Origin of the sequence: Rhodopila sp., assembly GCF_035548235.1 — a bacterium.
GTDB lineage: Bacteria > Pseudomonadota > Alphaproteobacteria > Acetobacterales > Acetobacteraceae > Rhodopila.
Window position 1 is genome coordinate 1 of record NZ_DASZTJ010000197.1, and the last position, 22,235, is coordinate 22,235.

At 69.2% G+C, this 22,235-nt stretch carries 14 protein-coding genes; 11 read left to right on the forward strand and 3 right to left on the reverse strand.

Annotation, left to right across the window (positions count from 1 at the left end; translation table 11 throughout):
• The 4 genes from VHB27_RS16340 to poxB form a co-directional block, all read left to right on the forward strand.
• A partial coding sequence (locus tag VHB27_RS16340; protein ID WP_325602358.1) for an SDR family NAD(P)-dependent oxidoreductase occupies positions 1-2,959 on the forward strand: 2,959 nt, incomplete at its 5' end.
• Between the two features lie 25 nt (positions 2,960-2,984).
• Positions 2,985-7,109: a type I polyketide synthase gene (locus VHB27_RS16345; RefSeq protein ID WP_325602360.1), complete on the forward strand. Its 4,125-nt coding sequence runs from the start codon at positions 2,985-2,987 to the stop codon at positions 7,107-7,109.
• A complete protein-coding gene (locus tag VHB27_RS16350) occupies positions 7,106-11,329 on the forward strand; it encodes an amino acid adenylation domain-containing protein (protein ID WP_325602362.1) in 4,224 nt (1,407 codons plus the stop codon). Before VHB27_RS16345 ends, VHB27_RS16350 begins: the two co-directional genes overlap by 4 nt.
• Before the next feature lie 54 nt (positions 11,330-11,383).
• Positions 11,384-13,105 carry a ubiquinone-dependent pyruvate dehydrogenase gene (gene poxB / locus VHB27_RS16355; RefSeq protein WP_325602364.1) on the forward strand — a complete coding sequence of 574 codons (1,722 nt, stop codon included), beginning with the start codon at positions 11,384-11,386 and terminating at the stop codon, positions 13,103-13,105.
• A 3-nt stretch (positions 13,106-13,108) separates the two neighbouring features.
• Here poxB and VHB27_RS16360 read toward each other — a convergent pair whose 3' ends face one another.
• The 3 genes from VHB27_RS16360 to VHB27_RS16370 all read right to left on the reverse strand — a co-directional run bounded on the left by VHB27_RS16360 (position 13,109) and on the right by VHB27_RS16370 (position 15,505).
• The gene (locus VHB27_RS16360) at positions 13,109-13,903 is read right to left on the reverse strand and encodes a FadR/GntR family transcriptional regulator (RefSeq protein ID WP_325602366.1); all 795 of its coding nucleotides are present in this window, start codon (positions 13,901-13,903) and stop codon (positions 13,109-13,111) included.
• 119 nt (positions 13,904-14,022) lie between these two features.
• Positions 14,023-14,448: a nuclear transport factor 2 family protein gene (locus VHB27_RS16365; RefSeq protein ID WP_325602368.1), complete on the reverse strand. Its 426-nt coding sequence runs from the start codon at positions 14,446-14,448 to the stop codon at positions 14,023-14,025.
• A 1-nt stretch (position 14,449) separates the two neighbouring features.
• The gene (locus VHB27_RS16370; RefSeq protein ID WP_325602370.1) at positions 14,450-15,505 is read right to left on the reverse strand and encodes a hydroxyacid dehydrogenase; all 1,056 of its coding nucleotides are present in this window, start codon (positions 15,503-15,505) and stop codon (positions 14,450-14,452) included.
• A gap of 157 nt (positions 15,506-15,662) precedes the next feature.
• On the opposite strand from VHB27_RS16370, the gene VHB27_RS16375 reads away from it, so the two are divergent.
• The 7 genes from VHB27_RS16375 to VHB27_RS16405 form a co-directional block, all read left to right on the forward strand.
• Positions 15,663-16,946 carry an MFS transporter gene (locus tag VHB27_RS16375; protein WP_325602372.1) on the forward strand — a complete coding sequence of 428 codons (1,284 nt, stop codon included), beginning with the start codon at positions 15,663-15,665 and terminating at the stop codon, positions 16,944-16,946.
• Complete coding sequence (locus VHB27_RS16380) at positions 16,943-18,079, forward strand: mandelate racemase/muconate lactonizing enzyme family protein (protein WP_325602374.1); 1,137 nt, start codon at positions 16,943-16,945, stop codon at positions 18,077-18,079. Before VHB27_RS16375 ends, VHB27_RS16380 begins: the two co-directional genes overlap by 4 nt.
• A 47-nt stretch (positions 18,080-18,126) precedes the next feature.
• On the forward strand, positions 18,127-19,215 hold the full coding sequence (locus VHB27_RS16385; RefSeq protein ID WP_325602376.1) for a polyamine ABC transporter substrate-binding protein: 1,089 nt from the start codon (positions 18,127-18,129) through the stop codon (positions 19,213-19,215).
• On the forward strand, positions 19,216-20,268 hold the full coding sequence (locus VHB27_RS16390; RefSeq protein WP_325602379.1) for an ABC transporter ATP-binding protein: 1,053 nt from the start codon (positions 19,216-19,218) through the stop codon (positions 20,266-20,268). It begins immediately after the preceding gene.
• 2 nt (positions 20,269-20,270) lie between these two features.
• A complete protein-coding gene (locus VHB27_RS16395; RefSeq protein ID WP_325602381.1) occupies positions 20,271-21,080 on the forward strand; it encodes an ABC transporter permease in 810 nt (269 codons plus the stop codon).
• Positions 21,077-21,880 carry a putrescine ABC transporter permease PotI gene (locus tag VHB27_RS16400; RefSeq protein WP_325602383.1) on the forward strand — a complete coding sequence of 268 codons (804 nt, stop codon included), beginning with the start codon at positions 21,077-21,079 and terminating at the stop codon, positions 21,878-21,880. Before VHB27_RS16395 ends, VHB27_RS16400 begins: the two co-directional genes overlap by 4 nt.
• A 123-nt stretch (positions 21,881-22,003) precedes the next feature.
• Positions 22,004-22,235: hypothetical protein (locus tag VHB27_RS16405; RefSeq protein ID WP_325602385.1), on the forward strand; the 232-nt coding region annotated here is incomplete at its 3' end.

Sequence of the window (22,235 nt, forward strand, 5' to 3'; positions counted from 1 at the left end):
GCTGGGCCGGTTCGCCACCGCCGGGGCCGCCTGGCCGGACCAGGTGGTCGTGCATGTCCGTCTCAGCCGAAACGATCCCAGCGCACCCGAACTCGACTTCGCCGTCTACACACCCAACGGCACATGGCTCGCCGGATGCACGTCGCTGCGATTCCAGAACATCAGCGGCGCTCGGCCCAAGGACGACCTCCAGTCCTGGATGTACGAACTCGGCTGGCAGGCCGCGCCGATCGCGGATGAAAGCCCGGATGGCGACGCCGGCTGGATCGTCGTCGGCGACGGCCGCATCGCGGCGGCGCTGGTTGCCGGCCTTCAGGCCTCGCACCAGTCCGTCACGGCCTGTTCCGCCGATGACCCGGCCCTGGAGCAGATCCTGGAACATCGAGGCCAGGCGCGCGGAGTCATCTTCGTTCCGCCCGACGCGATCGCCGAACCGGGCCCGATGTCGGCCGAACCGGGCGTGCGCGGATTGCTGGCCCTGTCGCGGCATCATGCGAACCGAGCGCTGCTGGCGGGCTGCAGGCTTTACGTGGTGACCCGGAAGGTTCAGGCGGTCGATCCGGACGAGGCCGTGATGCTGACGGATGCGGGACTTTCGGGCCTCGCTGCCACGATCTTCAACGAATTCCCGGAACTGCGCTGCACCCGCATCGACATCGATCCCGCCGATCCCGTCCGGTCCGGCAACGATATCGCTCGGGAAGTCATCGCCGGGGCCGGCGACGATTGGGTCGCCTGGCGGAACGGCCGGCGCTTCGCCGCCCGCCTGCGGCGCGCGCGGGGGATGGAATTCGCGGAGCAGCAGGGCCCGGTGCGCCTGGCGTCCGAACATGGTCTCGACGGGCTGGCATGGCGCCCGGCCGAACGGCGGGACCTCGCGGCGGATGAGGTCGAGATCGAGGTACAAGCCACGCCGCTCAATTTCCACGACGTCGTCAGCGTCGTCGGGCTGATCAGCGGCGGCGCGACTTTGGGCGGCGAGTGCGCGGGCGTGGTCAGCCGTACCGGTGCCTCGGTGACGCGCTTCAAGCCGGGGGACGCGGTCGTCGCCATCACGCCCGGAAGCTTCGCCACCTTCACCGTCGCGCCGCAGGACCGCGTGACCGCCAAGCCGGCGGCGCTGTCGTTCGAGGCGGCGGGCGCGCAGGGCCTTGTCTACCTGACGGCGGATTACTGCCTGAACGCGGTCGCGAAGATGCGGCCGGGCGAGCGTGTGCTGATCCATGCCGCTGCCGGCGGCGTCGGCTATGCCGCGGTGCAGCTTTGCCGGCGTGCCGGCGTCGAGATCTTCGCGACGGCAGGGTCCGACGCGAAACGCGACTTCCTGCGCGGCTTGGGTGTCGAGCATGTGCTGTCGTCGCGCACGCTCGACTTCGCCGAGGAGATCCGGCGCCTGACCGGCGGGAAAGGGGTCGATGTCATCCTCAACTCCCTGTCGGGGGCGTTCGTCGATGCCGGCCTGTCGCTGCTCGCACCCGGTGGGCGGTTCGTGGAGATCGGCAAGACGGACATCCGCGACAAGGCCACGGTGTCCGCCGCGTGGCCGGATGTTGACTATACCGCCGTGGACCTCGCGGATCGGCTGCGGGATGCGCCCGCGGACACGATGGCGCGGCTGGACGCGCTGTTCGACGCGATGACGGCGGGGGACCTGCGGCCGGTTCCGCACAGGGACTATGACTTTGCCGATGCGAAGACGGCGTTCCGCGACCTCGCCTCGGCGCGCAATATCGGCAAGCTCGTGCTGACGCCGCCGCGCCCGGTGGTCCGCGACGATGGCGCTTATATCGTGACCGGCGGCGCTGCGGGGCTTGGTTTCGCGGCGGCCGAATGGCTGGCAGGGCAGGGCGCGCGGCGCGTGCTGCTGCTGGGCCGCCGTCCGCCCGCACCCGACATCGCCGCCCGCATCGCGGCGTGGCGGGAGAAGGGGGTCGACATGACCGCGGTCCAAGGCGACGTGGGCGCCGCCGAGGCCGTCTCGGCGATCGTCGATCAGGCAGGACCGGCGCTGCGGGGCGTGATCCATTGCGCGAATGTCCTGGACGACGCGCCGGTCGGCGAATTGAGCTGGGATCGGTTCGCGCCCGTCATGCAGGCCAAGGCGCAAGGCGCCTGGAACCTCCATCACGCGACGGCTGGCCGGGCGCTGGATTTCTTCGTGCTGTTCTCGTCCTTCGCCGCGATCGCGGGCACGCGCGGCGGCGCGAATTACGCGGCGGCGAACATGGCGCTGGATGGGCTTGCGCATCTGCGCCGGCATCAGGGACTGCCGGCGTTGAGCGTCGACTGGGGCGCCTGGGCCGATATCGGCTGGGCGACCCGCCGCCCCGGCGGTGCATCGGTCGCGCCGGGGTTCAACGCGATGAAGCCGGCGCGCGGTATCGAGGCACTGGGCTTCGCGCTGCGCGGCGCACGCGTGCCGCAGATCGCGATCGCACCGATCGACTGGCCGCGCCTGATCGCCACCATGGGGCGCAACGCCGCGTCGGTCTGGGCGGATTTCGCCAGCGTGCGCGGCGCGGCCGATGCCCAGGGGGCAGGCGCCACGCCAAGCCTGGCCGCGGTGATCGCACGGGCCTCGGGCGAGGAGGCGCGCATGGCGGTCATCGGCCAATTGCAGGTCATCGCCGCGGCTGCCCTGGGGATCGAAGACCCGGGACGCATCGATCCCGGCAAGCCGCTGCAGGAACTTGGACTGGATTCGATATTAGCAGTCGATTTGCGCAACACTTTGGCTTATGCGCTGCAGCGGGAGGTCCCGGCGACGATCCTCTTCGACTGCCCCACGCTCAACGGCCTTGCCGATTACAGTATCGGCCTGGTTGCACCCGTCCCGTCGAAATCCGTGCCGGCCCAGCGCGCAGACGATGGCGAAGACCTGCTCGCCCTGATCGAGGGACTCAGCGACGAGGAGGTTGACGCGCGTTTGATGAACCTCGGCGCCGAAATAGTTGCGTAACGTTTGAAGTCCGTTAAGGATTGACATGATGGAGAACTTCCTCGACCGGATCGGCAAGCTGCCGCCCAAGAAATTGGCGTTGCTGGCGGCCGAGCTCTATGAGCGTTCGCGGGCGGGCAACGGTGCGGCGGAGCCGATCGCGGTGACGGCGATGGCATGCCGGTTCCCTGGCGGATCCGAAACGCCCGAGGCGTTCTGGTCGTTTCTGGAGCGTGGCGGCGACGCGATCCAGCGCGCGCCCGAAGCGCGGCTGGCCATGACCCGTTCGCCGATCGAGGAAATCAACGAGTTGGGTCCCATCTGGGGCGGCTTCCTGAAGCAGGTCGACGAATTCGACCCGTCCGTGTTCGGGATATCGCCCAAGGAAGCCGAGCTGATGGACCCGCAGCAGCGTCTGCTGCTGGAAACCTGCTGGGAGGCGCTGGAGAACACCGGCACGCCGATCGACGCGCTCGACCCCGAGACCGGTGTGTTCATCGGCGTCAGCGGATTCGATTTCTCCATGATCGGCCTGGACTCCGACATGGAGCTGAACGGCTACATGCTGACCGGCGCGGCCCATTCGGTCATTGCGGGGCGGCTTTCCTACATCTTCGGCCTCAATGGCCCCAGCACGGTGATGGACACCGCGTGTGCGGCGGCGGCTTCGGCGATCCACCTGGCCTGCCAGAGCCTGCGGGCGAATGAGTGCGACCAGGCGCTGGCCGGCGGGATCAACCTGCTGCTGATGCCGGAAGTCGCCCATATGCTGGGCTCGATGCAGGTGATGGCGAAAGACGGGCGCTGCAAGGCGTTCTCGGCCGACGCGGATGGTTTCGTGCGTGCCGAAGGCTGCGGCGTGATCGTGCTGCGCCGGCTGTCCGACGCGATGGCGAGCGGCGAGCCGATCCTGGGCGTCATCCGCGGCAGCGCCTGGAACCAGGACGGCAAAAGCGGCGGGCTGACCGCGCCGAACGGGGCGGCGCAGGAGAAAGTCATCAAGGCGGCGCTGGCGAACGCCCGCGTCTCGCCGAACGACGTGTCCTATGTCGAGGCCCACGGCACCGGCACCGCGCTGGGCGATCCGATCGAATTGTCGGCCCTCGCGCGGGTCTTCGGAACGGAGCAGCGGGAGGAGCCGCTGATCGTCGGGTCGGTGAAGACCAATATCGGCCACCTGGAAGCCGCGGCGGGCATGCCCGGCATCATCAAGGTGCTGCTGGCGCTGCGTCACGAGACGATCCCGCGCCACCTGCACGCCGAAACGCTGAGCCCGCGGTTCGACTGGGACAAGCTGCCGCTGCGGGTGCCGCGGCAGGCGGTCGCCTGGCCCAAGGCAGACAAGCCGCGCATCGCCGGCGTCAGCGCGTTCGGCATCAGTGGCACGAACGTCCATCTGGTGGTGTCGGAGCCGCCGCCCCGGGTCGAGCCGGAACCCGGCCGCGCGCGGTCGCGCACGCTGCTGACGCTGTCGGCGAAGTCGAAAGCGGCGCTCGCGGCGCTGGCGGGGCGCCATGCCGACCTGCTGGCGGAACGGCCGGAGACGGACATCGCCGCGCTTGCCGCGGCCGCCAACCTGAAGCGCGCCCATTTCCCGCACCGGCTGGCGCTGGTCACCGCCAGCGCAGCCGATGCCGAGCGGGAGCTGCGCCGGTTCAGCCAGGGGGATGCCAACAGCCGGGTGCGCGCCGCGTTCGTGGCACAGCACCGTCCGCCTCGGGTCGGCATGCTGTTCGGCGACGCTCCGGCCGATCGGGGCCTGATCGTTCGGCTGCACGAGACGGAGCCGGTCTTCCGCGCGGCCTACGACGCCTGGATCGCGGCCCAGCCCGGCCGTGCCGCCGGCGGCGCGTTGTCGGCGGCAGCGACGAAGGTCGGGTTCCAGCTCGCGCTGTGCGGGCTTTGGAAATCGTGGGGCATCTCCCCGGCCCTCGCCGCCGGCGATGGCGCGGGTGAGATCGCGGCGGCGCTGGCCGTCTCCGGCCTGTCGCCGGACGACGCGGCCGTGCTGCTCGATACCGGTGACGGTCGCGGCGTCGTCGCGCGGCCGGTGACGGTGCCGCTGCTGGTCGGTTCTTGCCAAGAAACGGTCGGCGTAGGGCAGTCCCTGCCGGCCGGTGGTCTCGCGGCGATCGGCTCGGGTCACGGCGTGCGGGAGCGGACGAAGGGGCTGGCGGACCAGATGGTCGCGCTGTCCGTGGTCGACGACGAGGGGCTGCTGGGTGAACTGGCCTATGTCTACCTGGCCGGCGCGACGGTGAACTGGCACGCGTTCCATGCCGGCGATCGACCGGATTCCATCGACCTGCCCAACTACCCGTTCCAGCGCGCTCGGTACTGGCCGGCCGAATGGCGCAAGCGGATCGGCCGCAACGAAACGGCCCAGCAGGTGCCGGCCGCGGAGAAGGGGCTGTACCGCGTCGAGTGGCGACCGGCCGAATCCGCCCCGCCGGCCGGCGTGACCGTGGGGCCGGTGCTGGTGCTGCACCGGGACCCCACCGCCGCCCAGGCGGCGAGGGCGGCGCTGGAAGCCGCGGGGCTGCGTGTCGAGGACCGTCCGGTCGTCAACGGCGCCCTGACGCGGCCCGACCTGGAGGCCCTGGTTGCCGGGCATCTCGGCAAGGCGTGGCTGTATGTGCCGGCGCTGGGTGCCGGCATCGCCGATCCGGCTGGGGCCTCGCGCGTCGCGCTGGAAGACCTGCTGGCGATCGTGCAGGTGCTGATGGATCAAGGCCCGTCCGCACCCGCCCTGTACGTGGCGACGACGGGTGCGCAGCCGGCCGGCGGCGTCGCCTCCCCGGCCTTGGCGCCGCTCTGGGGCCTGGGGCGCGTGCTGGTGTCCGAAGCCCCCGACCTGCGCGCCACGCTCATCGACCTGGATGCGGCGGCACCGGACTGGAAAGGTGTTGCCGCGGTGATCGCCGGCGGGCGGGGCGAGGCGGAACTTGCCCTGGTCGACGGGCAGGTCCTGACGCCCACGCTGACGCAAGCCGAACTGCCGGAGCGGCCGGACGGGACGCTGGCGTCGCACGAAGGAAGCTACATCGTCACCGGCGCCTTTGGTTTCATCGGCGACCTGACGTCCCGCTGGCTGGTCAAGCAGGGCGCGGGCAAGCTGTTCCTGGTGGGACGCAACCCGCCCAAGGCCGAGGCGCTGGCCGGGATCGAGGCCGCCCGCGCGGCGGGGACCGAGATCGAGGTCGTCGTCGCCGATATTGGCACCCAGGGGGGCGTGGAGGCCGTGTTCGCGCGGGTGGAGGCGGACTCCCGGCCGCTGAAGGGCATCATCCATTCGGCCGGCGCGCTCGACGACGCCGCCATCAGCCGCCAGACGCCGGCCAGCCTCGCTCATGCCTTCGGCGCGAAGGCGGTCGGCGCATGGCTGCTGCACCAGCGGTCGCGTGCCCACGCGCTCGACTTCTTCGTGCTGTATTCTTCGGCCGCCGCGCTGCTCGGCACGCCCGGCCAGTCGAACTACGCGGCGGCCAATATCTACCTCGATGCGCTGGCGCATCATCGCCGCGCCCAAGGCCTGACCGCCCTTAGCCTCAACTGGGGCCTGTGGACGAGCACCGGTCTCGCCGTCAAGCGCGAGGTGGTGCAAAGCGGCGCATCGACCGGTGCGATCCCGATCACGCCCGAACACGGCATGGCAGTGCTGGAACAGGCGATCGCCTCGGGCGAGACGCAGGTCGCGGTCCTGCCGCTCGACTGGCCGCTGGTGCGCAAGACGATCGGCTCCCGCCGTCCCCCCACCCTGATGAAGGCGCTGCTGATGACAGCCCCGCCGGGCGATTCGACCGGGGTGGTGGAGACGGGCGCCGTCACCCTGCTGGCCGAATACACCCAGTCCTTCGCGGCTGCCGTGGGTACCGAACGGCATGGCGTGCTGGTGGCGTTCGCGCGGCGGCGCGCGGGCGAACTGCTCAATCTCGATCCGGCGTCACCGTTGCCGGACGATCAGCCGTTGCTGGACCTGGGGCTGGACTCGCTGGTCGGATTGGAACTGAAAAACGACCTGCAATCCGTGTCAGGCATGACCTTCCCGTCGACCCTTTTCTTCGATTGCCCGACGATGGCCGATCTCACGCGGTATTTCGAGCTGATGCTGCCGCAGGGTGAGCCGGCCGGAAGCGGGGCCACGCAGGAGCATGAGCGAATACTCCTATGAGGCCGGTCGTCGAATTCCTTCTCGAACTGCGCGAGAAAAGCATCGGCCTTACGGCTGCCGGGAACCAGTTGATCTGCGACGCTCCGCCGGGGGCCCTGACCCCGGATTTGCGGGAACGCATGAGCGTCTACAAGCCGCAGATCCTGCGCCTGCTGTCGGGCGGGTCCGCGCCGGCTGCCGAGGAAGAGGCCGCCAGCCCCCCCGAATCGTTCGCCGTCGAGCCGCCGCCCCGTGAGCAACCTCCCTGTGAGCCGTGCTCCAGGGAACCATCCCTGCGGGGGCCGCTCCCTCTTGGGCTGTCGCGCGCGCAAAGCTCGATCTGGCTGCTGGAGCAGATCAATCCGGGCACGCCGGTCTGGAACATCTCCTGGGCGCTGGATATCCGCGGCACGCTGGACCGCGACGCGCTGGCGGCGAGCTTCCGCGCCCTGCTGAAACGCCAGGCGGCGCTGCGCAGCCGGTTCCTGAACGTCGATGGGACGCCCAAGGTCGAACATGTCCCGGCCACGGACTGGCGGATCGATTACGCCGACCTGCGCGGCGAACCGGATGCCGAGGTCCGGGCGGTGGCGATGGCCCGGACAGAGGTGCAGCGCCCCTTCGACCTCGAGCAAGGACCATTGTTCCGTGTGCAACTTCTGCGCACGGCCGATGAGGCCTATGTGCTGACCGCCGTCGCCCATCACATCGTCGCGGACGGCTGGTCCCTGGGCGTGATCGGTGCGGACCTGAACCGGCTTTACACCGCCTATGCCGCCGGCATCGAACCGTCCCTGCCGCCGCTCCGCGCCGACTACCAGGCCTATGTCGCCCAGGCCAGGAACGACGAAGCAACGACCGAGGCGGACCTGGCCTGGTGGCGCCGGAAACTATCGGGTGAGCTGCCGATCATTTCGCTGGCCGACGACAGCACCCGCACGCCGTCCGGCGCCGGCCGCCGCGTCTCCATCCCTCTCGACGCCGGCCTGACCGCTCGGATCGAAGCGCTGGCGCGCCGCAACCGCGCGACGACGTTCATGGTGCTGCTGGCGGCGTTCAAGCTACTGGTGTTCCGTTACACCGGACAGGCCGACGTGCTGGTCGGCGTCCAGACATCCGGCCGCGACAAGCCCGAATACGCCGACGTCGTCGGCATGTTCGTCAATACGCTCGTATTGCGCACGGGCCTTGATCCCGAGCAGAGCTTCGCCGAACTGCTGGCGTGCGTCCGCCAGACGTCGGTCGACGCGTTCGCGCACCAGCATATCGCGTTCGACCGGATCGTGGAGGCGGTGCAGCCGCGCCGCGTGAAAGGCCACAATCCGATCGTCCGGCACGCGATCGCCTATCAGAACCTGCCCGGTGAGGCATTGCGCCTGGGCGCCGCCGAACTGACCCACAAGCCGCTGGACCTTGCCGGGTCCCGCTACGAGCTGGCAGTCGAGGTCTGGCGCACCGCGACCGGCATGCTGTGCGACTTCGAATACGCCACCGATCTGTTCGAGCCGGAGACGATCGAGCGGATGATGGGTCACTATCGCAACCTTCTCGATGCGGTCACCACGGACCCGGACCAGCCGATCGCCTTGACGCCCCTGATGTCGGAGGCGGAGCGGAAGCGGCTGCTGGTGGATTGGAATGATACGGCGACGGATTATCCGACCGAGCGGCGGCTGGAAGCGCTGGTGGCCGAACAGGCCGCCAGGACCCCCGACGCGATCGCGCTGGTCCACCGCAGCCGCGAACTGACGTATCGGGAGCTGGACCGGCGGGCGAACCAGCTCGCCCATCATCTTCAGGCGCTTGGCGTCACCACCGATGTCCCGGTCGGCATCTGCCTGGACCGGACGCCGGACCTGATCGTCGCCATCCTCGCCGTGCTGAAGGCCGGCGGCGCCTATGTTCCGCTCGACCCGAAATATCCGATGCAGCGCCTGGCCTATATGCTGGCCGATTCCACCGCCCCCGTGCTGATCACCCGCTCCGCCCTGGGATTGAGCCTTGCGCATACGGGGCACATCGTCGACGTCGAAAAAACGCGGGCGGCCGTCGCGGCGCTGCCGGACGTTGCGCCGGTAACCACCGGTTCGGCTGACGACCTGGCCTATGTCATCTATACCTCGGGGTCCACGGGCCGCCCGAAAGGCACGATGCTGCGCCACAGTGCCGGCTATCTGGTGGACTGGGCGCGCCGCACCTTCGCGCCGGCGGAAATCGCCCGCGTCGTCGCCGCGACCTCCATCTGCTTCGACCTGTCGGTGTTCGAGATGTTCGTGCCGCTCTGCACCGGCGGGGCGATGATCCTGGTGGACGATCCGCTCGACCCGCCGGACCCGGCCAGTCGGCCGACGATGCTGAACACGGTCCCCTCGGCGCTGGCGGAGCTGGCGCGGTCGGGTTCCATCCCGGACAGCGTGGTGTCCGTCATCGCCTGCGGCGAGAAACTCGGCAACCCGGTGGTCCAGGCGCTGTATGACGCGGCGAAGATACAGCGGGTCTACAATCTCTACGGCCCGACCGAATACACCACCTATGCCACGGTGGCGCTGGCGGCGCGCGGCGCGGACCGCGATCCGCCGATCGGGCGGCCTTTGACCAACACCCAGGTCTATGTCCTGGACCCGCGCCAGCAGCCGGTGCCGATCGGCGTGGTCGGGGAACTGTATATCGCCGGGCACGGCCTGGCGCGCGGCTATTTCGGCCGGCCGGACCTGACGGCGGACCGGTTCGTCGACAACCCGTTCGGCGCACCCGGATCCCGGATGTACAAAACCGGCGACCTCGTCCGCTGGTCTGCCGCCGGGGAACTGGAGTTCGTCGGCCGCATCGACCACCAGGTCAAGGTCCGCGGCTTCCGCATCGAACTGGGTGAGATCGAAGCGACCCTGCAGCGCCATCCGTCGGTCCGGGACGCCGTGGTCCTGGCGCGCCGCGACCAGCCGAACAACCAGCAACTCGTGGCCTATATCGTCGCCGAGGGGAACGCGCCGTCCAGCGTCGAATTGCGCCAGCATGTGGGCACCTGGTTGCCCGATTACATGATACCCTCGGCCTTTGTCGCGCTGCCCGCCTTCCCCCAGACGGCGAACGGCAAGGTCGACCGCGCTGCCCTGCCGGCGCCCGTCCTGGTCCGATCCCCGCCGCCGGCGGAACCGGACTGGATGCCGCCGATCGAGGAGCTGATCGCGGATAGCTTCAAGCAGGTGCTGGGCATCGACCAATACGGCAGCGAAGACAATTTCTTCGACATGGGCGGCCATTCCCTGCTGGTCATGGAGGCCGCCGCGCTCCTGGGCCGACTGCTGGAACAGCCGGTCTCCCCCGGATGGCTGTTCCAGGCGCCCACGCCGCACCAACTGGCGCCGCTGCTGGAAACGACCCACACCCGCCCCACCAGCCACCTGTCGACGCTCCAGCCGCTGGGTGACAAGACGCCGCTGTTCTGTCTGCACGATCTGTTCAGCCGCACGCTGACCTATGTCAGCCTCGCGCGGCTTCTGGCGCCGGACCAGCCGGTCTATGGCCTGGTGCCCGGACCGCTGGAGAACGCGATCATCGCCAACCCGTCGCTCGACGTCCTGACGCCGGCCTATGTCGCCGCGATCAGAAAGGTTCAGCCGCGGGGACCGTATCGGATCGTCGGCTATTCCTTCGGCGGCGTCCCGGCTTTCGCCGTCGCCCACGCGCTGCAGGACGCGGGCGAGGACGTCACGCTGATCATGATCGACCCGTATATCTACCGGGCGAACATGTCCTTGCCGCAGGTGGGGCGATGGGTGTCGCGGCGCGGCTATGGCGCACTGAAGGAGATCTGGGCGGCCAACCGGCCGGCAGGCCCGAAGATGAAGGAAACCGCAACCTGGGCGAACCGCCAGGCGGAGCGGGTGAAGAAGAAGACGCGCGACGCCATCGTCGCCCTGGGCCAGCCGCGGAACGCCGTGCCGCCCGGCCGGGTGCCGGAATGGGTGCCGGACAGCGGCCGGCCGCTGGCGATGAGCCTGCTGCAGGCCGAGGCGAACTACCAGTTCCGGCCGTTCAAGGGTTCGGTGGTGTTCCTGCAGGGCACCATCCGCGACACGCTGTTGGATTTCCTCAACATCGACGGGTTGAACGGCTGGGGCGGGCTGTTCGAGGGGCCGCTGACCCGCCTGGAGATCCCGGCCCGCCATCTGTGGATGATGCGCGATCCGCTGGTTTCCATGGTCGTGGAGAAGCTGCGGGGGCTGACCCTGCCGTCTTGATCCCGTCGTGTGCGCCAGCATACCGTGCCGGACTGAAGCAGTCCGGAGACGCAGATGCCAGGAACCGCCGCTGACTATCTTGCCGAAACCCTTGAAATGGCCGGCGTCAAGCGGGTCTATGGCGTGGTCGGCGACTCCCTGAACGGGTTCACCGACGCGCTGCGGCGGCGGGCGAAGATCGACTGGGTCCATATGCGCCACGAGGAGGCCGGCGCCTTCGCGGCCGGCGCCGAGGCGCACCTGACCGGGGAACTGGCGGTCTGCGCCGGCAGTTGCGGCCCCGGCAACCTGCATCTCATCAACGGGTTGTTCGACTGCCAGCGCAGCCGTGTTCCCGTGCTTGCCATCGCCGCCCATATCCCCAGCAGCGAGATCGGCATCGACTACTTCCAGGCGACGCACCCGGAAATCCTGTTCCGGGAGTGCAGCCACTACTGCGAGCTGGTTTCAAAACCAACGCAACTGCCTCAGATCCTCGAACGCGCGATGCGGACGGCGATCGCGCGGCGCGGCGTGGCGGTGGTCGTCATTCCCGGCGACGTCGCGCTGGGCTCGCTGGACGCCCCGGTTCCGGCCTGGCTGGCGCCGTCGAAACCCGATATCCGCCCGTCCGAGAAGGATCTGGACCGGCTCGCCGCCATCCTGAACGAAGCGAGCCGGGTGACCATCCTGTGCGGTGCCGGCTGCGCGGGCGCGCATGACGCCGTGGTCCGGTGCGCCGGCACGCTGAAGGCGCCGGTGGTGCACGCGCTGCGCGGCAAGGAGCATGTCGAGCACGACAACCCCTATGACGTCGGCATGACCGGGCTGATCGGCTTCGCCTCCGGCTATGCCGCCATGAAAAACTGCGACACGCTCCTGATGCTCGGGACCGACTTTCCGTACCGGCAGTTCTATCCGGAACAGGCGCGGGTCGTGCAGGTCGACATCCGGCCGGAGGCGCTGGGCAATCGCTGTCCGCTGACGCTGGGCGTCGTGGGCGATGTGGGCCAGACGCTGGAACGGCTGTTGCCCAAGCTGCGCGACAAGGCGGACCGCAAGCACCTGGACGCGGCCCTGGCGCATTACGGGAAGGCGCGCGCCGACCTGGACGCCCTGGCGGAAAGCGGGCCGAACACCGCGGTGATCCACCCGCAATATGTCTCGCGGCTGGTGAGCGAACTGGCCGCCGACGATGCCGTTTTCACCTGCGATGTGGGTACGCCGACCGTGTGGGCGGCGCGCTACCTGAAGCTGAACGGGCGGCGCCGGCTGATCGGATCGTTCAACCACGGCTCCATGGCGAACGCGCTGCTGCAGGCGATCGGCGCCCAGTCGGCCTTTCCGGGGCGGCAGGTCGTTTCGATGTCGGGCGATGGCGGGTTCGCCATGATGATGGGCGACTTCATCACGCTGACCCAGATGGGCCTGCCCATCAAGGTCGTCGTCCTCAACAACGGGACGCTGGGATTCGTCGAGCTGGAGATGAAGGCGAACGGGTTCCTCGACACCGGTTGCGACCTGAAGAACCCGGATTTCGCGGCGATGGCCGAGGCGATGGGGATCAAGGGACTCCGCGTGGAGAAGCCGCAAGCGCTGGAAGCCGCCCTGACCGACGCCTTCCGCCATCCCGGCCCCGTGCTGGTCGACGTCGTCAGCGCCCGGCAGGAGCTCGTCATGCCCCCCAAGACGTCCTTCCAGGACGCTCGGAATTTCGGACTGTTTCTATTGAAAGCAGTGATGAACGGCAGGGCGACGCAGGTCGTGGACCTGGCGAGGGTGAACCTGCAGCGGTAACGGCTATCGTTTCGATTTCGGCGCGGCTTTTCCCGGGGCGGGTTTCGCCGGGATGGGCTTGGCCAAGGCGGCGCGGCGGCGTTCGGTGTTGTCGAGATGCACCTGCATCGCCTTCCGCGCGGCCGAACCGTCGCGGACCAGGATCGCATCGCGGATCGCTGCGTGCAGCGGCAGCGTCACCCGCCGGTTCTGCTCGCTGTCCCGATTGGTGATCCGCATCGACGCGATCAGGCTCGCTCTGATCGCGTGCGTGACGGGCAGCAGGAATTCGTTGCGCGCGGCCGTCAGGCAGGCGACGTGGAAGTTGACATCGGCGTCGACGAAGGCCGGGACGTCGTCGCCGGCGGCGACCATGGCGTCATAGGCCTTGGCGATCATGGCATGGTCGTCGGCCGTCCCGCGCCTGGCCGCCAGTTCCGCTGCCGCGGGTTCGATGATCCGCCGCAGTTCCATCAACTGGTCGAGGTTGTCGCCCGCCGGTTGCGCCGGATCGTCGCGCCATCCCAGGATCGCGGGGTCGAGCTGGCTCCAGTCCGACCGCGGCCGCACGATCGTGCCCCGCCGCGGCTTGGCGTCGAGCAGGCCCTTGCCGGACAGGACGTTCAGCGCCTCCCGCAGGACGGTGCGGCTGACGTCGTAGCGGGTCAGCAGTTCTTCTTCGTTCGGCAGCGGATCGCCGGGCCGCAGCCGCCCGCGCACGATATCGCCGCCAAGTTGCTCGACAAGCTGCTCTCGGAGGTTCCGCTTCAGGGGCAGCATGCCAGGGGGAAGCATGCCGGGGGGAGGCTGCGACGACATACAATATTATCGAGTGCCGTCTCGCCAGCGTCAACGAAAACCCGGCGCCGATACGTTTCATGCCGGGCGGCGCCGACCGTGACCTCATCCGTGGCGATCGGGGCGTGCGCAGGTCGGTATCAGATGCCTTCCAGCACATAGTCATGGTCGTGCAGCACGACGCGGCGCTGGAACCGCCATTGCCCGCCGGCCTTGCGCAGCTCGCAGTCGTAACGGCCGGGGGCCAGCAGGCGGCTCTGCCCGTCTTTGGTCAGGAACACGGTCAGGTAGCAGGTGGCATGGGCACGGTCGCCGTCCACCGACATGACCAGGTTGGATATCACGTGCCGTAGCTGCGACCCGCTGGCCTGAAACCGAGCGAACCGGTGCGCGAAGGCGGTGATGGCGGGGCGGCCGGTGTGCTCGCCGACGGCGGGGCTGACCAGCGTGCCGTCCTCGGTGAAGCAGTCGATGACCGTCTCGGCGTCGCCGGCGTCCAGGGCGCAGGTGTAGCGGACGAACAGGTCGTTGATGCCGAAACGATCTTCGATGGAGGGCGCGGCCATCTCAGGCCTCGATCGCGTCGGGGCGGAAGCCGACGATCCGCGCGAACCGGTCGGAATAGGCCGGCCAGGCCTCGGGGTTCACCAGCCGGGGCGGCACGCGTCCGCGCAGCAGCGCGATCCATTGTTCCGCCGCTTTCTTCGACATCTCGTGCATCGTCTCCACCGTGCCGCCGGCGATGTGCGGCGTGGCCATGACGTTGTCGAGGTGCAGCAGCGGATGGTTGGGCGGCGGCGGTTCGACGTCGAACACGTCGATCCCCGCGCCGGCGATGCGCCGGGACGTCAGGGCATCCAGCAGCGCGGTCTCGTCATGGATCCTGCCGCGGGCGGTATTGACGAAATAGGCGTTTGGTTTCATCCGGGAAAATGCCTCGGCACCGAACATGCCGATGGTTTCCTTGCTGCGCGGGCAATGCACGGTGATGAAATCGGACTCGGCCAGCAGGGTCGGGAAGTCCACCTTCCGGGCGCCGCGTTCGGCGACCTGCTGCTCGGTCAGGTAGGGATCGAACGCCAGGACGCGCATGTCGAACGCGCTTGCGTATTTGGCGGTCAGCCGGCCGATCTGGCCGATCCCGACGATGCCGACGGTCTTGCCCTGGATATTGTTGCCCGATAGCTCCAGCCGGTCGTTCGCCTGGCCCTTGATCATCGCCCGGTGCGTGTAGCCGACCCGCTTGGTCAACCCCAGCATCAGGGCGATGGCGTGTTCGGCCACCGGCTCGCTGTTGGTGCCGGACTGGTTGACCACGATCACGCCGGCCGCGTTGCAGGCGTCGACGTCGATCACGTCATAGCCCGCGCCGGCCGAGGACATCGCCAGCAGGTTCGGGCACCGTTCCATCAGCGCCGCGTTGCCGAACCACGGCTCCTGCAGCTCCGTCCGGGCGCTGACCTGGTAGCCCACGGCGGTCGACAGGTCCGCCCAGTTATCGGCCTGGGGATCGGCATAAAGCAGCCGCACGAGTTCGATGTCGTCCTGCCCGCCCAGGATCTGTTCGGCGATCGGGTCGAACCACCGCTCGAAATACACTAGCCGCTTGCGGTTGATTGCCATGTGCGACGCCGCCCTCCTGCCCCTTGCCCTGGTTCCCCAGGCTGTTAGGTTCATATCGTAATACTAAGCGCCGGGGATACTAAGCGCCGAGCCGGGGCTGTCAACGAACGCCGGCCAAGAAGGGAAACCCGAGAAGGGGAAACCCGAAGGGGAAATGATGCGCGACAAACGTCGTTACGTTGTCTACTTGCTGCTGTTCCTGTTCCTGTCGATCTACTCCCTCGATCGGGCGATGATGGGCGTGGTGGGCAGCACCATCGCGAAGGAGATGCGGATCGGCCCCGTCGCGCTGGGGTACCTGTTCTCCTCCTATCTGTGGCTTTACGCGCTCACGCTTCTGCCTGCCGGCGCCATCACCGACAAGGTCGGCGCGCGGCGCATGAGCATGATCGCGGCCGGCGGATGGTCGGTCTTCCAGGGCCTGGGCGGCTTCGCCTCCTCCCTGGTCTTCCTGCTGGTCACCCGGCTCGGCCTCGGCGTCTTCGAGTCCGCGGCGAACCCCTGCGCGCATTCGGCGATCCGCGAATGGACGCCCCGCACCGAACGCGGCTTCGTCACCGCCATCTGGTATGCCGGCACGAACGCGGGCCCGGCGTTGGGCACGCCGCTGGTGGCCTGGCTGACGACGGTCTACGGCTGGCGCTCGTCCTTCTTCGTCACGGGCGTGCTGGGCCTGGTCTGGGTCATGGTGTGGACCGCCGCCTATTATCCCCCGGACCAGGCGGGCTGGCTGACGCAGGCGGAACGATCGAAGATCCTGGCGGAACGCGACAGCGCCCCGAAGATCGAATCCGGCGCCGCTGTCGGCTATCGCGGCCTGCTGACGGAAACGCCGACATTGTGGGGCTTGGCGCTGACCCAGGGCTGCATCAACTACACTTCGTATTTCTTCCTCGCCTGGCTGCCGGGGTTTCTGCAATCGTCCTACCACCTGACGGTGCTGCAGGCCGGCGAATATACCGCCATCCCCTTCGCGCTGAGCATTTTCCTCAGTATCGCGCTGAGCTTCGTCTGCGACCGCATGCTCAGCCCCCAGGCCCTGCGCGACGGCATGCGGCGCTATGCCGTGGCCCTGGGCGCGCTGCTGTCCGCCGCGATCGTGCTGACGCCCTATGTCGGATCGGTGGAGTTGGCGACGGTCGTGCTGACCATCGCACTGACGTTCAACACCTTTGCCCAGTCGATGAACTTCGCGCTGGCGAACGACAGGCTGCGATCGCCGGCCGATGTCGGACGCACCTACGCGTTCTTCACGCTGGGCGGCATATCCTTCGGGATCGCGGGACCGATCGTCACCGGCTACCTCGTCGCCGCGACGGGGGACTTCAAGGTCGCGCTCGTCCTGTGCGGAACGCTATCGATCGTCGCCACCATCGCCGTCTGCACGCTGACCCGGCGGCCCATGGGTGAACCCAGGACAGCCTTAGGAGCAAGGGCATGAAGATCACCGCCGTCCACGCGCACGTTCTGGAAGCGCAACTCTCGGAACCCTTCGCGTATTCGCGCATGTGGTATGCCAAGCGCATGTCGATGATCGTGGAGGTCGCCACCGACGACGGCCTGACCGGCTGGGGCGAATGCTACGGTCCCGCCCATATCAACGCCGCGGTGGTGCGGGAGCTTGGCACCTTCCTGGTCGGCCAGGACCCGCTGCGCACCGAGTATCTGTGGCACGAGCTTTACGCCCGTTTCCGCGACCACGGCCAGAAGGGCGTCGTCATCCAGGGCCTGAGCGGCATCGACATCGCGCTGTGGGACCTGAAGGGGAAAGCCCTCGGCCAGCCCATCCATCGCCTGATGGGCGGCCCGGTGCGCGAGACGGTGCAGGCCTATGCCACCGGCCTCTACCGCCGCGATCGCCCCAACCACGCGGCCTATCTGTGCGAGGAAGCGCTGGAATCCCGCGACCTCGGCTTCACGGCGATGAAGCTGAAAGTGGGGTTCGGGGTGGCGGACGACGTGCGCGCCGTCCATGCCGTCAGGGCGGCGATCGGGCCGGAGATCGGCCTGATGATCGACGCCAACCACGCCTATGACGCCGTGGAGGCCATCCGCCTGGGCCGGCGCATCGAGGACGCGGATATCGGCTGGTTCGAGGAGCCGGTGCCGCCGGAAGACCTCGACGGCCATGCCGCGGTCAAGGCCGCCCTGTCCATCCCCGTCGCCACCGGCGAATGCGAGTTCACCCGCATCGGCTTCCGCGCGCTGCTGGAACGGCGGGCGGCCGACATCATCCAGCCCGACCTCTGCGCCGCCGGCGGGCTGTCGGAGGGCAAGAAGATCGCCGACATGGCCCTGGCCTTCGGCGTCCGCTTCGCCCCGCATGTCTGGGGCACCGGCGTCGCCGTCGCCGCCGCCGTGCAGTTGCTGGCGGTCGTCCCCGCCTGGACCCCGCCGTCGCTGTCGCCGGTCGAGCCGATGCTGGAATTCGACCGCACGGAGCACCCGGTGCGCAGCGCCCTGCTGCAAACGCCGATCGCCCCGGTGAACGGCGCCGTCGCGGTCCCCGCCGGCCCCGGCCTGGGGATCGAGGTCGATCGCGACGCCCTGGTCCGGTTCAAGGCCGATCGGTAACGATCAGGGTAGCGCCCCGCCGCCGCTTATGGCAGGGACAGTGGCCGATGGTCCCGCGCTTCCTCCTGACCCTGCTGCTGGTTCTGGCCGTCCTGCCCGCGCACGCGCAGGACCGGACGGTCAACTTCTATAACTGGACCGACTATATCGATCCGGCCGTGCTGGCGCGGTTCGAGCACGAGACCGGCATCCATGTCCGTTACGACGTCTACGACAGCCTGGAGACGCTGGAAGCCAAGCTGCTCGCCGGTCATTCCGGCTACGACGTCGTGGTGCCGACCAGCGAGCCGACCTTCTCCCGCCTGGTGCGCGCCGGTGCGCTGGCGCCGCTGGACAAGGCGAAGATGCCGAACCTGGGCAATCTCGATCCGGTGCAGATGAAACGGGTCGCCAGCTCCGACCCCGGCAACCGCTACGGCGCCATCTATCTCTGGGGCACCACCGGCTTCGGCTACAACGTCGCGGACGTCAGGAAACTGGCCCCCGGCGCGCCGACGGATTCTTGGGACCTGCTGTTCAAGCCCGAGAACGCCAAGCGCCTCGCCGGTTGCGGGATCACCATCCTCGACTCCGCCATCGACGTCGTCCCCGTCGTCCTCCGCTGGCTCGGCCGCGACCCGAACAGCACCGACCCCAAGGACCTCGCGGCGGTGGAGGCCGCGCTGCACGCGATCCGTCCCTATATCCGCGGCTTCGTCGGCGGCGGCGCGGTGGAGCAGTTGGCGAACGGCGAGACCTGCCTGGCGCTGGATTACTCCGGCGACGTGGTGCAGGCGGCGACGCGGGCGGCGGCGGCCGGGAACGGCGTCCAGGTCCGCTACGTGGCGCCCAAGGAAGGCGCGCAGCTTGCCTTCGACATGCTCGCCGTGCCGGCCGACGCGCCGCACAAGGCCGATGCCATGGCACTGGTCAACTTCCTGATGCAGCCCGACGTGATGGCGGCGATCACCAACAAGGTGCGCTACCCTAACGCCGTCCCGGCCAGCGATGCGCTGATCAACCCTGCCATCCTGAACGACCCGTCGATCTACCCGCCCGCCGCGGCGCAGGCGCATTTCTTCACCGTCGGCCCGGTCCCGCCCGCGGCCGCCCGCGCCCGCAGCCGCATGTGGCTGCGCCTGAAAGCCGGAGGCTGATTGGCGTTCGCGCGGTTCATCGGCATCGCCCTGCGCTACGGCGCCACGCCGGCGCTGCAGGGGCTGGACCTGTCGACCGAACGCGGTGAGATCTTCTGCCTGCTGGGCGCCAGCGGATCGGGCAAGACCACGCTGCTGAAGATCGCCGGCGGCTTCCTGGCGCCCGACGCCGGCCGGGTCGAACTGGACGGCCAGGACATCACCCGCCTGCCGCCCTGGCAGCGGCCGGTCAACACGATGTTCCAGTCCTATGCCCTGTTCCCGCACATGACCGTCGCCGAGAACATCGGCTTCGGCCTCCGCCGGATGGGGATGCGCGGCGCGGCGCTGAAAACCCGGGTGGCTGAACTGCTGACGCTGGTGCGCCTGGACGGGTTCGCCGAACGGCGCATCGACACCATCTCCGGCGGCCAGCAGCAGCGCGTGGCCCTGGCCCGCAGCCTCGCGCGCCGCCCCAAGCTGCTGCTGCTGGACGAGCCGTTCTCGGCGCTGGACCGCAACCTGCGGGAGGAGACGCGGACCGACCTGCTGCGCCTGCTGCGCGACCTGGACATCACCTCCATCATCGTGACCCACGACCAGGAAGAGGCGCTGTCGAGCGCCGACCGCATCGGCGTGCTGCGCGCCGGAAGGCTGGAGCAGGTGGGGACCCCGGCCGCGGTCTACGAACATCCGGTCAACCGCTACGTCGCCGAGTTCCTCGGCGCCGCCACCCTGCTGCCGGGCACGGTGATCGGCGGCGCCGACGAGCTGGTGCGGATCGCGCTGAACTGCGGGACCGAGATGGTGGTCCGGGGTAACGCGCGTGCCGGCGAGCGCGTCCTGCTGGGCGTGCGGCCCGAGAACGTGGTGGCCTCCGCGACGGGAAGCCTTGTCGGCGTCGTCGAGACCATTCTCTACCGGGGCGCGACGCAGGAGATCACGCTGCGCCTGCCGGATGGTTCGGTGCTCCGCATGGCCCGCCCCGTCCAGCGCGGCGCGCTGCCACCCCAGCCCGGCGCAAGGCTGCATGTCGCGATCCCGCTCGACGCCGGCATGCTGCTGAGGGACTGAGCATGCGGCGAGCCCTCGCGGTCCTGCCGGTCTGGGCGTGGCTGGTCGGCTTCGTGGCGCTGCCCGCCGTGCTGATCGCGGTGATGGCGGTCTCGATCAGCGCCGATTCGGTGCCGCCGTTCCGGCTGGGCTTGTCGTTCGAGGCGCTGGCCGCGGTGTTCAGCGATCCCTATTACCGCGACGGGTTCCTGTTCAGCCTGCGCGTGGCGGCGCTGTCGGCGGCGGCGTGCCTCGTCCTGGGCTACCCGATGGCGCTGGCGATCGCCCGCAGCGCCCCCCGGCACCGCCGCCTGCTGCTGTTGCTGGTGATCCTGCCGTTCTGGACCGGGTTCCTGCTGCGGATCACGGCCTGGATCGGCATCCTGCGCGACGAGGGCCTGCTGAACGCCGTCCTGGGCGCGCTGGGCCTGCCCGCGATCCGGCTGCTGCACACCGATGCGGCGATGCTGATCGGCATGGTCTACGGCTACCTTCCCTTCATGATCCTGCCCATCGAGGCGCGGCTGTCCGCCGCCGACCGGACGCTGGAGCAGGCGGCGGCGGACCTCGGCGCCTCGCCCGCGCGGGTGTTCCTGTCGGTGACGTTGCCGCTGTCCCTGCCGGGGGTCTGGGCCGGGCTGGCCCTGGTCTTCGTCCCCGTGGCCGGCGAATACGTGATCCCCGACCTGCTCGGCGGACCGGGCTCGCTGACGATCGGGCGGGTGATCTACGAGGAGTTCTTCCAGAACAACGACTGGCCGCAGGCCGCCGCCCTGGCGCTGGTGCTGCTGCTGGGCCTGGCGCTGCCCGCCAGCCTGGTGCGGCGCCGATGACCCGGTCCCGCTTCCTGACCGCCTGGCTGCTGGGCGGGCTGCTGTTCCTGTACGGCCCGATCGCCGTGCTGGTGGCGACCAGCTTCAACGCGTCCTCATTGATGACCGAATGGACCGGCTTCTCGCTGCGCTGGTATCGCGCGCTGCTGCATGACCGGACGCTGATCGACGCGGCGCTGCTGTCGCTGCGGATCGCGGCGGTCGCGGCGACGGGGGCGACGGTGCTGGGCGGGCTGGCGGGGTTCGCGCTGGCCCGCATGCCGAACCTGGCCGGGCGCCGGACGATGGCGGGACTGCTTGCCGCGCCGCTGGTGCTTCCGGACCTGCTGATCGGGCTGTCGCTGCTGCTGCTGTTCGTCGCGTCGGAGATGCTGCTGGGCGTCCCGAACGGCCGAGGCGCCGGCACCGTCGCGATCGCGCACGCCACGATGTGCCTGTCCTATGTCGCGGTGGTGGTGGAGGCGCGGCTGGCCGCCGGCGGCACGGTGCTGGAGATGGCGGCGATGGACCTGGGTGCCGGGCCGGTCATGGCCTTCCTGCGCATCACCCTGCCGCTGATGGCGCCGGCGCTGGTTTCCGGCTGGCTGCTGGCGTTCACGCTGTCGCTGGACGACGTCGTGGTCGCCAGCTTCACCTCCGGACCCGGCGCGACGACGCTGCCGATGGTGGTCTACTCGACGCTGCGCCTGGGGCCGACGCCGGTATTGAACGCGCTGGCGACGGTGGTGCTGGCGCTGGCCGCCGGGGCGGCGGCGGCGATCTGGGTGCTGGGCAGGCGAGGGGAGGCGGCCGCCGGCTGATGGGTTCGCCGGGGCGATGGCGGGGTGCCTGCCCGTCCATTCATAGGACTAAAGAGAAATTCCTTGACTTGAAGGGGAATATAGACCTAATAGACCGCACCCCATCCCCTCCCGCAGGCCCCCATGCCCATCTCCCTCCTCGACCTCCCCACAGCCTTCGTCCGTGCCGTCCTGTACAACCTCGCCATGCTCATGCTCCAAGGCGCCGGCGGCAACATGGACGAGGCCTGGCAGGCCGCCGTCGACCTCATGCGCGGCCATGACGTGCAGACCGACGTGGAACTCCATTGCTTCGCCCAGGTCATCGGCTTCACCCTGCAATCCGGCGAGGCGCTGGGCCAGGCCGCCAACCCCA

Coding starts and splice junctions, on each gene's coding strand:
- VHB27_RS16345 (WP_325602360.1), top strand. CDS start 2,985: ATGATGGAGAACTTCCTCGACCGGATCGGCAAGCTGCCGCCCAAGAAA.
- VHB27_RS16375 (WP_325602372.1), top strand. CDS start 15,663: ATGCGCGACAAACGTCGTTACGTTGTCTACTTGCTGCTGTTCCTGTTC.
- VHB27_RS16370 (WP_325602370.1), bottom strand. CDS start 15,505: ATGGCAATCAACCGCAAGCGGCTAGTGTATTTCGAGCGGTGGTTCGAC.
- VHB27_RS16380 (WP_325602374.1), top strand. CDS start 16,943: ATGAAGATCACCGCCGTCCACGCGCACGTTCTGGAAGCGCAACTCTCG.
- poxB (WP_325602364.1), top strand. CDS start 11,384: ATGCCAGGAACCGCCGCTGACTATCTTGCCGAAACCCTTGAAATGGCC.
- VHB27_RS16360 (WP_325602366.1), bottom strand. CDS start 13,903: ATGTCGTCGCAGCCTCCCCCCGGCATGCTTCCCCCTGGCATGCTGCCC.
- VHB27_RS16365 (WP_325602368.1), bottom strand. CDS start 14,448: ATGGCCGCGCCCTCCATCGAAGATCGTTTCGGCATCAACGACCTGTTC.
- VHB27_RS16385 (WP_325602376.1), top strand. CDS start 18,127: ATGGTCCCGCGCTTCCTCCTGACCCTGCTGCTGGTTCTGGCCGTCCTG.
- VHB27_RS16350 (WP_325602362.1), top strand. CDS start 7,106: ATGAGGCCGGTCGTCGAATTCCTTCTCGAACTGCGCGAGAAAAGCATC.
- VHB27_RS16400 (WP_325602383.1), top strand. CDS start 21,077: ATGACCCGGTCCCGCTTCCTGACCGCCTGGCTGCTGGGCGGGCTGCTG.
- VHB27_RS16395 (WP_325602381.1), top strand. CDS start 20,271: ATGCGGCGAGCCCTCGCGGTCCTGCCGGTCTGGGCGTGGCTGGTCGGC.